Here is a 15,760-nt window from a genome sequence, read left to right on the forward strand (position 1 = left end):
GAGCCGACTGACATCATGCGGACCTGCGAAATGATCCATCATTCGGCCAAACACCTGATCATCGGCGGCGGCATCATCGGGTGCTCGATCGCCTTTCATCTGACCCGGATGGGGGAAAAAGACGTGGTCCTGCTGGAGCGTGCCGCCCTTACGGAAGGCGCGACTTGGCATGCAGCCGGACTGGTTGGACAATTGCGCTCCTCCCGCAACACGACCCGCATGCTGAAGAAGTCCGTCGAGATGTACGACCGGCTTCAGGACGAAGAGGGTCTTCAATTCGACTGGAAGAAAACCGGGTCCCTCAGGCTCGCCGCAACGCGAGAGCGTCTTCTGGAAGCAAAGCGCCTGGCAACCATGGCCCGGAGCTTCGACCTGGACATGCACATCATTGCACCGGAGGAGGCAAAGAAACTCTTTCCGCTGATCGAGGCGCGTGGACTTGAAGGTGCGGCCTTCATCCCCAGCGACGGCTACGTTGACCCGGCCTCGCTGTGCCAGGCCGTCGCGGGCGCCGCCCGCCGTCAGGGCGCAGACATCCGTCAGGGCGTAGAAGTGCTTGACTTCACCGTCTCCGATGGCCGGATCACGGCGGTCGAGACAAACGAAGGTTTCTTTGAGGCGAAAACGGTGATCCTGGCAGCCGGGATGTGGAGCCGCGAACTGGGTGCAAAACTGGGCATCCGCGTCCCCGCCTGCGCGGTGGAGCACCAGTACATCGTCACCGAGCCCACCGGAACCGAAGTCGGCCATTTTCCGACGCTGCGCGACCCGGAGCGACTGGTCTATTACAAGCCGGACGTGGCCGGACGGCTGGTCATAGGCGGCTACGAGGAGGATACACTGCCCTTTGGCGACCATGGCATTCCCGGTGCTTTCGTGCGTCAATTGCTGCCGGAAAACCTGGACCGTTTTCTGCCGCTGGCCGATCTCGCCAGCCAGGTAACCCCGATCGTCAATGAAGTCGGTATCCGACAGGTCATCAATGGACCGATCCCCTACTCCGCCGATGGCGATTTCGTCATGGGTTGGCAACCCGGTTTCGAGAACCTGATGATGGCCACCGGATTTCTCTATGGCATCGCCGCCGGCGGCGGTGCGGGAGAAATGATTGCCGAATGGGTCGTTGATGGCCGTCCGTCCCTCGATCTCTGGCCGCTTGATGTGCGCCGCTTCGGACCGCATCACGGCACGCGGACATTCATGTATCCGCGCGCGGTCGAGCACTATGCCCATCACTACAAGAAACGATATCCCGGCCAGGAACACGAGAGCGCCAGGCAGTTGCGCCTGTCGCCGCTCTATCAGAGGCTGAAGGATCAGGGTGCCGTTTACGGCTCGAAGAACGGCTGGGAACGGCCACTCTGGTTTGCTCCAGACGGTGTGGAACCTGTGGACCAGCTGGATTTTCTCGATCCGGGTTGGAAGGCATATGCAGCCGAGGAACACAAGGCCGTACGTGAGCGTGTCGCGTTGATCGACCAGTCGAGCTTTTCGAAGTTCGAGATTGTCGGTTCCGACGCTCTTGCCGTCCTGCAACGGTTGACCGTCTCCAACGTGGACAAGCAGACCGGTTCGGTCATCTACACGCAGATGTGCAATGAACGCGGCGGTGTCGAAGCGGATGTCACGATCATCCGTCTTGGACAAGACCGGTTCTACCTGGTCACCGGATCCGGGTTTGGCGTTCACGACAGCGACTGGATCAAACGAAACGTTCCTTCCAACGCGTCGGTGCACATCATTGAAGTCACAAGCGGATATGCGGTCATCAACCTTGTCGGGCCAAGGTCACGAGACGTGCTGGCGGCAGCGTCTGAAAGCGACGTTTCCAATGAGGCAATTCCCTTTTCCACGATGCGTGACGTCATCGTCGGCGCTGCTCCGGTCCGTGCCGCGCGTATCGGGTATGTCGGCGAACTTGGCTACGAACTGCATGTTCCAACGGAATTTGCCGCCCACGTTTATGACACGCTATGGGCTGCCGGCAACGCACACGGGATTGCCAACGTCGGATATCGGGCGATCGAAAGCCTCAGAATGGAAAAGGGCTATGTCTACTGGTCCGGGGATGTCACGCCGGACTACACGCCCATAGAGGCAGGTCTCGGCTTCCGGGTGCATCTCAAATCAAAGGACGATTTTCTCGGACGCTCGGTTCTGGAAGCTCAGAAAAACAATGGCGTAGAGCGAAAACTCTGCACATTCGTGAGCCCTGAGCATCTGCCGCTGACGGGCGGCGAGACCATCTTGCTTGAAGATCGGGTCGTCTCTTCAGCAACTTCTGTCAGCTTTGGCTACACTGTGGGCCGGACAATCATACGCGGTTATCTGGACAAGGCCCACTGGGACCGCTCAGATTTCAGCCTTGAGGTTTTCGGCGAGCGGCATCCGGTCACACAGGCTGAAAGCCCGCTCTACGATCCGGAGAACGCGGCGCTCAAAGGATAGGGAAAAAAAGGGATGGACGCGGAAAGATGACGGAACACGCTGAAAAGGTACTCGCGGCCCTGCGCTCCTCGCCCCAATTTTCTGATGTCACCTCGGCAAGGCAGATAACCCGTCTCGGAGGCCTGACCAATCTCGTGCACCGTGTCGACCTCGACGGCCAATCCGTCATTGTGCGCATCCCCGGCGAAAACACGGAAGAGTACATTGATCGCGGCGTTGAAAAGATCAATGCGGAGGCGGCGGCCAGAGCCGGCGTTTCCGCCGAGGTGCTTCACGCAGACGCCACGTCCGGCATCATGATCACGCGCACGATTGAAGGGATTGAGACGATGACGCCCGACCTCTTCAGGTCGCGCGGCGGCTCACCGGGCCGGGCCGGCGCTGCCCTGGCGCGATTGCACCAGTCGGGGGAAAGTTTCCGGTTTCGTTTCGAACTGTTCTCCATGATCGACGACTATCTCAAGGTTCTGTCGACGAAGGATGTTTCGCTTCCGGACGGATACGAGGATGTCGTCGCCGCCGCAATGCCGGTTGGTGAAGTGCTGGCTGCGGCGGATCTGCCGCTTGCACCCTGCCATTGCGACCCCTTGTGCGAGAATTTCCTGGATGACGGCGAGAAGATGTGGATCGTCGACTGGGAGTATTCCGGCATGAACGATCCCCTTTGGGACCTTGGAGATCTTTCTGTCGAAGCCGGTATGTCCGCCGATCAGGATGCGGAGATGCTGGAGGCCTATTTTGGCCGAAACCCCACGGCTGCGGAACTGGGCCGGGTCGTCATTTACAAGGCGATGTGCGATCTGCTGTGGACCCTTTGGGGGCTGATCCAACTGGCTGACGATAACCCGGCCGAGGACTTCTGGGCCTACGCGACCGGCCGGTTCGACCGCTGCCGAAAGCTGATGCAGGACCCGTTGTTCAACGCACACGTGGCCGCCGTCAGGGCCGGTTGAGAAGCTCCAGCAATTCAGCAAGCAGTTCGGGCGTCGCCGCCGTCACCGTGCGTCCATCCGACGTCATCGTCAGCGGGTTGCCCTGCCAGTCGGTCATCAGCCCTCCGGCGGCTTCGACAACGGCAGATACCGGCAGATAGTCGTAAGGCTGGAGATCGTAATCCACGACGGCATCGGCAAGACCGCACGCGACCAGGGCGTGCGGATAACAATCGGCTGCCATTCGGCGCAACTGTCCAGATCGAACGAGCCGCGAAAACACCGCTGGTTCCGAAACCGCGAGCTTGTCTCCCTCGTTGATGAACAGGCGGGCTTGGCACAATGCCCTGCAAGCGCTCACCTGGATTTGCGTGCCGTTGCATTTCGCGTTCAGACCTTCGCCTCCGGAATAGACTTCGCCAAGCGCAGGCATACGAATCACACCCAGCTTCGGCCGGCCTTCGACCAGGTATCCGAGCAGCATGCCGAACAACGGCAATCCGGCAATGAACGAGCGCGTGCCGTCGATCGGATCAATGATCCATGTTTTGGTCCCCTCACCGGACTGACCGAACTCCTCTCCGAAGATCGCGTCTTGCGGAAAATACTGGCGGAGGCTGTCTCTGAGAGACCTTTCGGTCGCCTTGTCCGCCAGGGTTACCGGGCTTTCGTCCGCTTTGATTTCAATCTCAGGATCACACCTGAAATAGGAAAGACTGACGCCGGCAGCTGCTTCGGTCATCGCCACTGCCCGTTCCAGCCTGCTTGAATAATCCGGCATCCTGTGAATTCCCGCAATTCCGACCATCTGTGTCATCCGATTGATCATCGAATGCTCAAAATGTATCCAAAAACCACAAAAGTGGAACCATAATGTTGCTTTTTGTTGATTTATGCTGACAGTCTATGTGGGTGTCGTGCCGAGCTGGCAGCTGCTGGGGGGATGCCCGGTCAGTCATGCATTGGCAATTTCAGACGGGGAGAAAAATATGAAGCGCGTTTCATTGGCACTGTCCGCAATGCTGGCTGTTGCGCCTGCGCTCGCAGCCGAATCCAGCGATCCGATCAAGCTCACTCTTCATGACTGGTCAGGACAGCTGATCACGACCAAGCTCATGGGGGAGATCCTGAAGGAAGCCGGTTACAACGTTGAATACGTTCAGGCCGACTACATCGCTCAATTCGCGGGCCTGAAAACAGGCGATCTGCATGTCGCCATGGAAATCTGGGAAACCACCGGCCGCGAGGCGATGGACGAAGCTTTCGCGACAGGTGATGTCGTCAATCTTGGCGAAACCGGCCTTCAGGCAATCGAGGAATGGTGGTATCCCGCCTACATGAAGGAGCGCTGCCCCGGCCTTCCCAACTGGGAAGCCCTCAAGGATTGCGCCGGGGAATTCGCGACACCCGAAACCGCACCCTTCGGCCGCTACCTGGGTGGTCCGGTTACCTGGGGCGGGTTTGACGAGGAGCGCGTCGAAGCGCTCGGACTGGACTTCGAAGTCGTTCACGCAGGCACGGATGCCGCCCTGTTTGCAGAGCTGGAAGCTGCCTATCAGCGCCAGGACCCGATCATGCTCTGGGTGTATGCACCGCACTGGGCTCCTGCCAAGTACGATGGTGAATTTGTTGAATTTCCGCCATTCTCGCCCGAATGCTACGCCGATCCGTCCGTCGGCGTGAACCCGGATGCCGCCTACGACTGCGGCAAGCCGCGCGGCCCGATCTGGAAGGTCAGCTGGGCGGGCGTCGGCGACAAGTGGCCCGGAGCCAAAAAGGCAATCGAGAACTTCAATCTCTCCAATGCCGACTATGGCGCCATGGTCACCGAGGTGGACCTCAACGGAAAGTCTGTTGAAGACACGGTTGCAGCATGGATGGCCGACAACAAGGACACCTGGTCGGGCTGGATTGCCAAGTAGGATCGTCCCATACTTCCGGTGCGCAAGGGCCTTTGTCCCGTGCGCGCCGGGCACCTGTCCGGACGACTGCCCAAAGAGTTTCCCCATTGCCGGGAAAGAACCTCCACCGAGGACTGGATGACGACGCCCGTAATTCTCGATTGCCGGAACGTATGGAAGCTCTACGGCGCACAGGCAGAGACGTTTTTAAGTACCAATTCCACCCCCTCTTCCGCCGATCTTGAAGCAGCCAATCTTATCGGAGCGGTGCGGGCGGTGAATGTCGAGATCCGGAAGGGCGAGATTTTCGTCATCATGGGCCTCTCAGGTTCCGGCAAGTCAACGCTGGTCCGGTGCATGTCGAGGCTCGTGGAGTCGACCGCCGGCGAGATCCGCTTCGAGGGCAAGGATCTGCTCAGTGCAAGCGAAGAAGAACTGATCCAGATCCGGCGCAAGAAAATGGGCATGGTGTTCCAGCAGTTCGCCCTGCTGCCGCATCTGACGGTTCTGGAAAATGCCGCTTTTCCGCTCGACATCCAGGGTGTCGACAAGAAGACCCGGGAAGCCAGGGCCCGGGAAGTCGTGGAACTGGTGGGCCTCAAGGGGCGTGAAGGTTATTTCCCGCGCGAGCTTTCCGGTGGCCAGCAACAACGCGTCGGCATTGCCCGCAGTCTGGCGGCGGAACCGGAAATCTGGTTCCTGGACGAGCCGTTTTCCGCGCTCGATCCGCTGATCCGGCGGGAAATGCAGGACGAGTTCCTGCGCCTCCAGAACATTCTGCACAAGACGATTGTCTTCATCACCCATGACTTCGACGAAGCCATCCGCCTCGCGGATCGCATCGCCGTGATGAAGGACGGGATCATTGAGCAGGTGGCGACCCCGGAAGAACTCGTGCTGCAGCCCGCAACAGACTATGTCGCCGAATTCACGCGCCATGTCAGCCGCGCGAAGGTGATCCGCGCCGCATCGGTCATGGAACCGCTAAGCGGAGACAGTTTTGCTGGCGAGGTTTCTCACGATGCGGTGATAGACGCCATTGCCGATCCGGTGGAAGCCTCGGAACTGCCCCACAAGGTCATGGAGGGTGACAAGCCGGTCGGGCAGATTTCCCGCAAGGCGGTCATCGACGTGCTGGTGGGGCGCAGATGATTTCACGCGCTGCACGGTCGGGCTGGCTGTTCTGGGGAGCACTGTTCGCGGCGACCTGGCTGCTGTCGACCTATTCCTTTCAGCTCTACAAGGCGTTCGACGCGCGCTGGATTGTCCGCTACCCCAAGGCCTGGGAGTTTCCCCTCGAAGACCACATCAGCACCTTTCTCGACTGGCTGGTCGAGAGCGCCGGTTTCTACTTCTTTTCGTTCCGTGATGTCACCCGGGCCATTTCGGCACTGATCGAAGCTCCCTACCAGATACTGCGCAACCTGCTGGTCGAAGGCTTCAGCAGCGGTGTCGGCGATGCAGCCATCCAGATTGCGCCGGCGCTCAGCTGGATCGCGGTGATCGTTACGATCATGGCAATCGGACACTACGCCCGCGACTGGTTCCTTTCTGTCCTCGTGGGTGCCTGTTTTCTCTACCTCGCCGTTTTCGGTCAGTGGGAAAGCGCCATGGTCACACTCGCCTCTGTGCTGATCTCGGTACCGATCGGTGTCGTCGGCGGTCTCTTTCTCGGTATCCTGGCTTATCGTGTCAGCTGGTTTGAACGTTTGCTGCGGCCGGTTCTGGACCTCATGCAGACCGTCCCGGTCTTTGCCTATCTCGTTCCGATCCTGATCCTGTTCGGCTTCGGTCCGGTCGCGGCTCTGGTTGCCACGGTGATCTATGCCATGCCGCCCATGGTCCGCGTCACGATCATTGCGCTGAATTCGGTGCCGACGGAGGTGATCGAAGCGGGTCGCATGGCCGGTTGCCGCAACCGGCAGATGATGTGGAAGGTTCTTGTTCCCTCTGCGGTCCCGACGCTGATGGTCGGGGTAAACCAGGTGATCATGCTGACGCTGAACATGGTGATCATTGCTTCCATGATTGGTGCAGGCGGCCTTGGCTTCGACGTGTTGTCGAGCTTACGGCGGCTTGATATCGGTGGCGGCATCGAGGCCGGTCTCGGCATCGTGGCCATGGCGATCGCGCTCGACCGCGCAAGTCAAGCCTTCGCCGAACGCAGTACACGTCATCCGCTGGAAGGCAACATGCTGCAACGTCACCCCTGGTCCGGAACCGTCTTCCTTGTCATTGCATCCACGCTGGTTCTCGGTCAGTTCATCCCGGCGGTCCAAACCTATCCGGATGCCCTGACGATCACGACCGGTCCGTTCTGGTCGAACACGATGGAATGGATCAACGTCAATTTTTTCGACACGTTCGAGGCAATCAAGACCGTGATCCTTCAGTGGCTGCTGCTGCCAGTGAAGAAGTTTTTCGCGGGCATACCATGGGCCTGGGGCATTATCGCGACCGCCCTGATCGCATGGCGCGTCGGTGGCTGGAAGATCGGCCTGCTCGCAGCTCTCCTGATGACCTTCATCGCGGGCTCCGGTCTCTGGCCGAAGGCCATGGTGACAATCTACCTGTGCGGGGTCTCGGTTCTGATTGCAACGATCATCGGCATTCCGCTTGGCATCTGGGCCGCGGAAAGCCCACGGGCTGGACGCGTCATCCTCGGGGTCATGGACACGCTGCAGACGCTGCCCAGCTTTGTTTACCTGATCCCGGTCGTGATGCTGTTCCGGGTGGGCGATTTCAGCGCGATGATTGCGGTGATCCTCTATGCCCTCGCCCCGGCTGTCCGTTACGCGGCGCACGGGCTCAGGGAGGTCCCGCCGCCGCTGATCGAAGCAGGTCTGATGTCAGGCTGTACGAAGCGGCAGTTGCTTTGGCGAATCAAGCTGCCGCTGGCCACACCGCATCTCTTTCTGGGGCTCAACCAAACCATCATGCTGGCGCTGTCCATGCTGGTGATCACGGCGCTCGTCGGCACAAGGGATCTGGGTCAGGAAGTCTATATCGCGCTGACGAAGGCCAATGCAGGACAAGGCATTGTCGCCGGCCTGTCCGTTGCCTTTATCGCGATCATAACCGACAGGATCATCAATGCGCTTGCAGCAGGCCAGCGCGAAAGGTTGGGGGTGTAACGCATGTCTGAAACTGCCATTGCCCGCGCTGCCGCGCTTGCCTGTTTTTCCGATCCTCAGGACATCACCCCGCTCGGCGGCGGCATCACCAATGTCAATCTTCTCGTGCGTGACGGCAGCCGCCGGTTTGTCGTGCGCCTGGGAGATGACATTCCGGAGCACGGGGTCATGCGCTGGAACGAACTTGCGCTCAGCAGGGCTGCCGAGATGGCCGGAGTTTCTCCGGCAGTTGTCCACCAGGAGCAAGGCGTTCTGGTACTTGACTTTGTGGACGCGAAAACTTTCGAGGAAGCCGATGTCCGCAATCCCGCCAACCTTGTGAAGATCATTGATCTGGTTGCCCGAGCACATCGGGACCTTGGGAACCATCTCACCGGGCCTGTGCTCGCCTTCTGGCCGTTTCAGGTGAACCGGACCTATGCGACACGCCTGAAGGCCGACGGATCGGTCCATTCGGAATTGCTCCCGGCACTTATGGATACGCTTGGCGACCTGGAAAAGGCCGTCGGACCGGTGGAACTGGTCGTCGGCCACAACGACCTCCTCGCCGCCAATCTGCTTGATGACGGCCAGCGGCTCTGGCTGATCGATTGGGAATATGGCGGTTTCAACTCGCCGCTGTTCGATCTTGCGGGTCTGGCCTCAAACAACGGTCTCAGCGATGCCCAGGAAAACCAAATGCTCGAGCAATATTTCGAGGCACCTGCCGAAAAACACCGGCGCGCCTACACGGCGATGAAATGCGCATCTCTCATGCGCGAAACACTTTGGTCGATGACATCGGAAATCCACTCGGATCTCGATTTCGATTACGCCGCCTACACAAGCGAGAACATGGGCCGGCTGAACGCCGCCCTCTCCGAATTCCGTGAATTGTGAGAGCCTTCATGACACTCCCCTCCTCTTCGAAGATCATCATCATCGGCGGCGGCATCGTCGGTTGTTCGACGGCCTATCATCTGGCGCAGATGGGGCAGGAAGTTCTGCTGCTTGAAAAGGCGGCGCTCACATCCGGTTCCACCTGGCACGCTGCGGGTCTGGTCGGTCAGCTTCGCTCCAACGCCAACATCACCCAGCTTCTGGGATACTCGATCTCGCTATACGACAAGCTGGAAGCAGATACCGGTCAGGCGACCGGATGGAAGATGAATGGCGGGCTGCGGCTCGCCTGCAACACGGAACGCTGGACAGAGGTCAAACGCCAGGCGACGACTGCGCACAGTTTCGGTCTCGACATGCAGTTGCTGACACCGCGTGAAGCGCAGGACCTGTGGCCATTGATGGATATCAGCGATGTGGTCGGGGCCGCGTATCTGCCGACAGACGGCCAGGCGAGCCCGTCTGACATTACGCAGGCGCTTGCCAAGGGTGCGCGGGCTGCAGGGGCCAAGTTGGTCGAAAACATGCCGGTTCTGGAGATCCTGACAGAAAACGGAAAAATGACGGGCGTGCGAACGGGGGCGGGTGAGATAGCGTGCGAGAAACTTGTCCTGTGCTGCGGGCAATGGACACGCGATCTCGCCGCAACAATCGGCGTTACCGTGCCGCTCGCGTCCGTCGAGCACCAATACATGATTACCGAGGCCTTCGGTGTTCCTTCCAACTTGCCGACACTTCGCGATCCGGACCGGCTTACCTATTACAAGGAAGAAGTCGGCGGTCTTGTCATGGGCGGCTATGAGCCGAACGGCATTCCCTGGGCCATCGATGGAGTTCCGGACCCATTCGACTATCAGCTTCTGGACAGCAATTTTGATCATTTCGAACAGCTGATGGAGCTATCCTTGCCGCGCGTGCCCGACCTGGAAAAGGTCGGCGTCAAGCAATTGGTCAATGGACCGGAAAGTTTCACACCCGACGGCAATTTCATTCTGGGTGAAGCGCCTGAAGTGGAGAATGTGTTCGTTGGCGCCGGCTTCAACGCGTTTGGAATTGCGGCCGGCGGCGGTGCAGGCATGGCCCTGGCCCAATGGGTTGCAAAAGGAGCCCCCCCTTACGACCTCTGGCCGGTCGATATCCGCCGTTTTGGTCGCCCCCACACGGACACCGACTGGGTCAGAACACGCACGCTGGAAGCCTACGGCAAGCACTACACCATGGCCTGGCCGTCAGAGGAGCACGACAGCGGCAGGCCCTGCCGCCGTTCACCGCTCTATGACCGTTTGAAAGACGCCGGAGCGGTCTTTGGAGAAAAACTCGGCTGGGAACGCCCCAACTGGTTCGCAGACGCCGGCGAAGAAGCACGCGATATCTACACATTCGAGCGCCCAAACTGGCACGGTCCGGTCGGCCGCGAACACAAGGCTGCGCGTGAGGCGGCGGTTCTGTTCGACCAGACCTCTTTCGCCAAGTTCACTCTGAAAGGACCGGATGCCGAGGCCGCGCTGAGCTGGATAGCCGCGAACCGTGTCGACAAGCCGGCCGGCTCGATCATCTATACGCAGATGCTGAATGACCGCGGTGGCATCGAGTGCGATCTGACCTGTGTGCGCACGGCCATCGACGAGTATTACATCGTGACCGGAACCGGCTTTGCAACGCACGATTTCGACTGGATCAGACGCAACATTCCCGAGGGTCTGAACGCCCAGCTCATAGATGTCACGTCCTCAAATTCCGTGCTCTCGCTGTTCGGGCCCAAGGCGCGTGCCATTTTGTCCGAGTGCACCCGGGCCGATGTCAGCAACGAGGCATTTCCGTTCGCTCAGGCTAAGCGGATCGGCATTGCGGGGTGTCCGGTACTTGCACTGCGCATCACCTATGTCGGCGAACTCGGATGGGAGCTGCATCTGCCAACGGAATATGCACAGACGGTTTATGACGCCCTGCACGAGGCAGGAAAAGAGTTCGGTCTGCGCAACGCCGGTTACCGGGCAATCGAGACGCTGCGCCTGGAAAAAGGCTATCGCGCCTGGGGGGCTGATATCGGGCCGGACCATACGCCCGACGAGGCCGGGCTCGGCTGGGCCGTCAAGATGAAGACCAATGCCGACTTCAAGGGCCGAAGCGCCGTCCAGGCACAGCGCGAGAACGGCGTGAAAAAGATGCTTGTAACCTTCACGACGAATGGCGACGTCATCCTGTCCGGCCGGGAAACGATTTACCGCAACGGCGAACGCTGCGGTTGGCTGAGTTCAGGCGGCTATGGCCACACGCTCGGCAAGAGCATCGGGATCGGCTATGTCCGGCATCCGGACGGCGTCACGAAAGACCATGTTCTGGCGGCAGACTACGAGCTCGAAGTCGGCACCGAGCGCATAAAGGCCGACGTCACGCTCGCACCATTGCTTGATCCGAAAATGGAACGGGTCAAGACCTGATGAACTCAACGGACGGACGGTGCGCAGCTTGCTGCGCACCGGCTCTTCCCTTTGATTGCCCGTCGAACGCGGGCTCTACTCGACCTTGAATTGCCTGCTCGCGTCGAAATCCTGCAGGGTCTGATAAAACGTGTCTGCCGGTCCGACGATTTTCGCATCCGCTTCCAGATTGATTTCCGTATCGGCCGCCGGATAGGACATTGATCGGATGAAGTACCGCATGCAATTCAGCCGGGCCCGTTTCTTGTCGTCTGATCGCACGACAGTCCAGGGTGCGTCCGCGGTGTGGGTGTAAAAGAACATGCTTTCCTTCGCCTCGGAATAGTCGTCCCACATGTCCAGGGATTGCACATCGACCGGGCTGAGTTTCCAGTGTTTCAGGGGATCGCTGTTGCGGGACTGAAACCGGCGCAATTGTTCCTCGCGGCTGACTGAAAACCAGAACTTGAACAGCCGGATTCCGCTTCTGACGAGCATGCGTTCAAACTCGGGAACCTGGCGCATGAATTCCATGTATTCGGCGGGGGAACAGAACCCCATGACCTTTTCGACGCCTGCCCTGTTGTACCAGGAACGGTCGAAAAGCACGATCTCCCCCTTGGTGGGCAGATGCCGCACGTAGCGCTGGAAGTACCACTGTCCCTTTTCTTCTTCCGTCGGTTTTTCGAGCGCCACGACGCGCGCTCCGCGCGGGTTCAGGTGTTCCATGAACCGTTTTATCGTGCCTCCCTTGCCGGCCGCGTCGCGACCCTCAAAAATCGCGATGATGCGCTGGCCGCTGTCTTTTACCCAGTTTTGCACCTTCAGAAGCTCGATTTGGAGCTCCTGTTTGCGCGCCTCGTATTGCGCCCGGTTCATACGCCGCTTGTACGGGTAGTTGTCGGGCAAACCGGCTCTGTTGCCCTTGGAAATCGAACGCTCATGCAACAGCAGGGAATGGCTCTTGTGAACTGCAGACTGACGACCAGATTTGGGTTTCGCAGACGTGCGGGACGTCTTCCCGGAGGAGCTCTCAAGCGATGTGCCGGCGCCGGGGGTCGCTGCTTCCCGGTCTGGTAAGGAGACCGATTTCACTGTCTGATCCATGATGTGCCTTCCGTCGGTAAGGTGAGCCGTCTTCGGGAACGCTTCCATGTTCCTGGAAATAGTCCTTTGCCAGGAGCGAACCCGGGCAGGACCAAAGACCAAAACGGATCCCTGCGCATTGACATCAGGCAAATGAGGTGGCGTTTTCTGCGCAAACAACCTGAAAAGCACAGGCGTAATGCCCGAGGGTACTGACCCTAACCCGCGTGTCCACGGGTGCACGCGATCAGGAGCAAGCCTCAAGCATGCTTGCAGCTTCAGCTATTTGTCGGAAATCGACTTCGCCGGACGCTTGAACGGGTTGGATTCGGGCACCGCGAAATCAAGCTCGATCTCGCCCTTGTCGACCGCGTCGGATATGTACCGGAAAGCGCCGACGGTCATGCGCATCAGGTGGTCACCGGCCTTGATCGGCGGATACTTTGCGGTTGTCTCGGGCGTCTTGAACTTCGGCAAAGGTTCAACCACCGCGTCATAGTCAAGACCGAAGAAAAGCGGCATCGAATACCGCTCCTTGCCGGTGTTCACCACGCGGTGCTGCGTGGACTTGTAAAGCCCTCCGGACCAAGTTTCGAAAATATCTCCGATGTTGACAATGAACGTACCGGGGATCGGCGGGGCCTCCATCCAGTAGTCATCGGTATTGAGGACCTGGAGGCCGGGGCCACCCTGGAGGAGAATTGTGAAGCATTCGAAATCCGAATGGGCCTCGATGCCGACAAAATCCTTGCTCGCCGGAACATCGTTTTCCAGGTAGCGCAGGAGACGCAATTGGGATGTGGGGCAATTGACATGTTTTCGGAGCGTTCCGGCCTCCACCCCAAGTTCAAGCTCGAGCGCGCCCAGAAGCTTTAGTCCGAGCCCGAAGACGGCGTCGTAATACTGCGAGATCGTGCTCTGCCAACCGGGAAGGTCAGGCCAGACGTTTGGACCCGTCATCCGCCATCCGGCCAGATGGTCCGGGTGATCGGCCGGTGCTTCGAACGACATGTCCCAGGCTTCGTTGTAATTTATCGTCTTCGGAAACGCACTGCCGTTTTCTTCAAACGGAACGTAACCTCGATGATTGGTGCTGTAGCCGCACCAGTACTTCATCTTGTAACGCCGTGACCTGGTGTGGAAGGCGCGCGAAGCTGCAAACGCTTCGTCAATCAGGGCCTGATCGACGCCATGGTTCTTTATGTAGAAGAAACCGGACGTTTTCGCCGCTTTTCCGAGTTCGCCGGCCACTGCCTCGAGAGCTGCCGGATCGTCAGCGTGGAGCCCCGACAGGTCGATGACCGGGAGGGCAACATCGTCCGAACTCAGCGCGATCTGATCATCGGTTCCATCACCTCCAGCCTTTTGAGCAAGCATGTTGTGGTCCGAAAGATCGCGCATCATGAAGTTCCGACGTTTGGCAGGACAATGGATGTAGCCAGCTTTGACCCGATCCATCCAAGAGTGAACGATCAATGTCCGTGCTGAAATTCAGAATATCATCTACACTTATTTGCACAATAAATGTATATGTAGAAAAAATAGGCAAAACGCCTAGCATTCGCACAGGTGACGAATTACGTGTGATCGCCTTTCTTTTTATCTATCTGTTTTTATTATCTTTTTTGTTTGGCATGCAATGTGCTTCGCGAGGATACATGCCTCAAACTCAATGAGGTTCCACCAAGGTAGGCGAACGAGGGGCCGCCGAAAACTGAGAGGAACACGCTGGATGACGCAGAAATTCAAAACGCAGGGAGCTGGCTATCCGACACGCCGTTCGATCCTGAAGGGCGCGGCGGGCGCCGCAGCGCTGGCGGCGGGAAGCTCGATGCTTGCCATGCCGGCGATCGCCCAGGCACGGTCGATCAAGATCGGGTCTTATGGGGGGTATTTTGAGGACAGCTTCAAGAAATTCGTCTATCCGGCCTTCACCGAGGCAACCGGCATAACCGTTGAGTCCGTTACCCAACCCAATTCCAGCGATTGGCTGGTAACGATGCAGCAGGCGGCTGCGTCCGGAACAGTGCCGGCCGACGTGTCGCTCTACGGCAAGGACACCATGATAAAGGCAACGCGTATCGGCGATATGCTCAAGCCGCTCGACGCCTCCAAGATTCCGGGCGTGACCAATCTGGATGCCGAGTTCCTCTATGAAGGTCCTGACGGTCTCGTCGGTGTCGGTTCGATGGCGTGGTTCAACGCGATGGTGATCAATCCGAATGAGGTGACACCCGCTCCGACGAGCTGGAAAGAATTCTGGGAGAACCCCGCGTTCGAAGGTTCGCTCGGAATATCGAAGAAGATCGACGGCCGTTTGCTTGATATCACGGCGAAGACATTCTTCGACGGAGCCGAAACACTGATGACCGAAGACGGGATCGTCGCGGTTCTGGACAAGGTTGCAGAGTTGAAGCCGCAAGTGGCGCTTTGGTGGTCAGCTGAAAGCCAGATGGAACAGGCTATGAAAAACGAAGACGTCATTGGCGGGTCCTACTATCTGGACGTCGCGAACATCATGGCGTCCGACGGGTTCCCGATCAAGCCGCTGTTCCCTGCCGAAGGCAACCCGATCGGTTACGGGTCCTGGTGCCTGAGCCCGCTTTCGGAAAAGACGGGTGAAGCTTACGAATTCATGGCGTTCTCAAGCGATCCCGCAACGCAGGCACTCATGTCGCGCAACATCGGCACTGCGCCACTGGTCAACAGGGAACTCACCGACCTGACGGAAGAAGAGTTCGCCTTCGTATCGGGATCGCCGATCATTACGCCGGCTTATGAATCCTATCTCGACAACGAAACCTTCATCAAGGAACGGTGGGACGCGATGCTCGCCGGGGCCTGACGGCATATTGGTCCGGGCGGGAGACATGGATTTCACTCCACTGATCCCACCCGCCTCAGACAACACGTTCTGACGAGACCTTTGTGGCCGGTTGAATCCGGCCGCAAAAGGCGGA

The 15,760-nt window shown here is 58.9% G+C and carries 11 protein-coding genes; 8 read left to right on the forward strand and 3 right to left on the reverse strand.

Annotated elements, in window-relative coordinates; translation table 11 throughout:
* Nucleotides 1-30 precede the first annotated feature (30 nt).
* Together RDA78_RS21825 and RDA78_RS21830 are read left to right on the forward strand one after the other, a co-directional pair.
* Complete coding sequence (locus RDA78_RS21825; protein ID WP_434051878.1) at nt 31-2,448, forward strand: GcvT family protein; 2,418 nt, start codon at nt 31-33, stop codon at nt 2,446-2,448.
* A gap of 26 nt (nt 2,449-2,474) precedes the next feature.
* Nucleotides 2,475-3,401 carry a phosphotransferase gene (locus RDA78_RS21830; protein ID WP_434051879.1) on the forward strand — a complete coding sequence of 309 codons (927 nt, stop codon included), beginning with the start codon at nt 2,475-2,477 and terminating at the stop codon, nt 3,399-3,401.
* On the opposite strand, the gene RDA78_RS21835 is transcribed toward RDA78_RS21830, so the two are convergent.
* The gene (locus RDA78_RS21835; protein WP_434051880.1) at nt 3,388-4,209 is read right to left on the reverse strand and encodes an inositol monophosphatase family protein; all 822 of its coding nucleotides are present in this window, start codon (nt 4,207-4,209) and stop codon (nt 3,388-3,390) included. The two genes, RDA78_RS21830 and RDA78_RS21835, sit on opposite strands and share 14 nt — an antisense overlap.
* A 160-nt stretch (nt 4,210-4,369) precedes the next feature.
* Between RDA78_RS21835 and RDA78_RS21840 the strand changes: the two genes are divergently transcribed.
* From RDA78_RS21840 to RDA78_RS21860, 5 genes are all read left to right on the forward strand, one after another.
* The gene (locus RDA78_RS21840) at nt 4,370-5,302 is read left to right on the forward strand and encodes an ABC transporter substrate-binding protein (protein WP_434051881.1); all 933 of its coding nucleotides are present in this window, start codon (nt 4,370-4,372) and stop codon (nt 5,300-5,302) included.
* A gap of 117 nt (nt 5,303-5,419) precedes the next feature.
* Entirely contained in the window at nt 5,420-6,433 is a 1,014-nt protein-coding gene (locus RDA78_RS21845; RefSeq protein WP_434051882.1) for a quaternary amine ABC transporter ATP-binding protein, read from the forward strand.
* Complete coding sequence (locus RDA78_RS21850; RefSeq protein WP_434051883.1) at nt 6,430-8,415, forward strand: ABC transporter permease; 1,986 nt, start codon at nt 6,430-6,432, stop codon at nt 8,413-8,415. Before RDA78_RS21845 ends, RDA78_RS21850 begins: the two co-directional genes overlap by 4 nt.
* 3 nt (nt 8,416-8,418) lie before the next feature.
* Entirely contained in the window at nt 8,419-9,294 is an 876-nt protein-coding gene (locus RDA78_RS21855; protein ID WP_434051884.1) for a choline/ethanolamine kinase family protein, read from the forward strand.
* Nucleotides 9,295-9,302: 8 nt separating this feature from the next.
* A complete protein-coding gene (locus tag RDA78_RS21860; protein ID WP_434051885.1) occupies nt 9,303-11,735 on the forward strand; it encodes a GcvT family protein in 2,433 nt (810 codons plus the stop codon).
* Nucleotides 11,736-11,810: 75 nt separating this feature from the next.
* Here RDA78_RS21860 and ppk2 read toward each other — a convergent pair whose 3' ends face one another.
* Both ppk2 and RDA78_RS21870 read right to left on the reverse strand, forming a co-directional pair.
* The gene (ppk2, locus tag RDA78_RS21865) at nt 11,811-12,821 is read right to left on the reverse strand and encodes a polyphosphate kinase 2 (RefSeq protein ID WP_434051886.1); all 1,011 of its coding nucleotides are present in this window, start codon (nt 12,819-12,821) and stop codon (nt 11,811-11,813) included.
* 261 nt (nt 12,822-13,082) lie between these two features.
* A complete protein-coding gene (locus RDA78_RS21870) occupies nt 13,083-14,201 on the reverse strand; it encodes an isopenicillin N synthase family dioxygenase (protein ID WP_434051887.1) in 1,119 nt (372 codons plus the stop codon).
* Between the two features lie 331 nt (nt 14,202-14,532).
* Between RDA78_RS21870 and RDA78_RS21875 the strand changes: the two genes are divergently transcribed.
* Nucleotides 14,533-15,645 (forward strand): ABC transporter substrate-binding protein, encoded by a 1,113-nt coding sequence (locus RDA78_RS21875; RefSeq protein ID WP_434051888.1) that lies wholly within the window; start codon nt 14,533-14,535, stop codon nt 15,643-15,645.
* Nucleotides 15,646-15,760: the final 115 nt, after the last annotated feature.

Source organism: Roseibium sp., from assembly GCF_051016195.1.
Lineage (GTDB): Bacteria > Pseudomonadota > Alphaproteobacteria > Rhizobiales > Stappiaceae > Roseibium.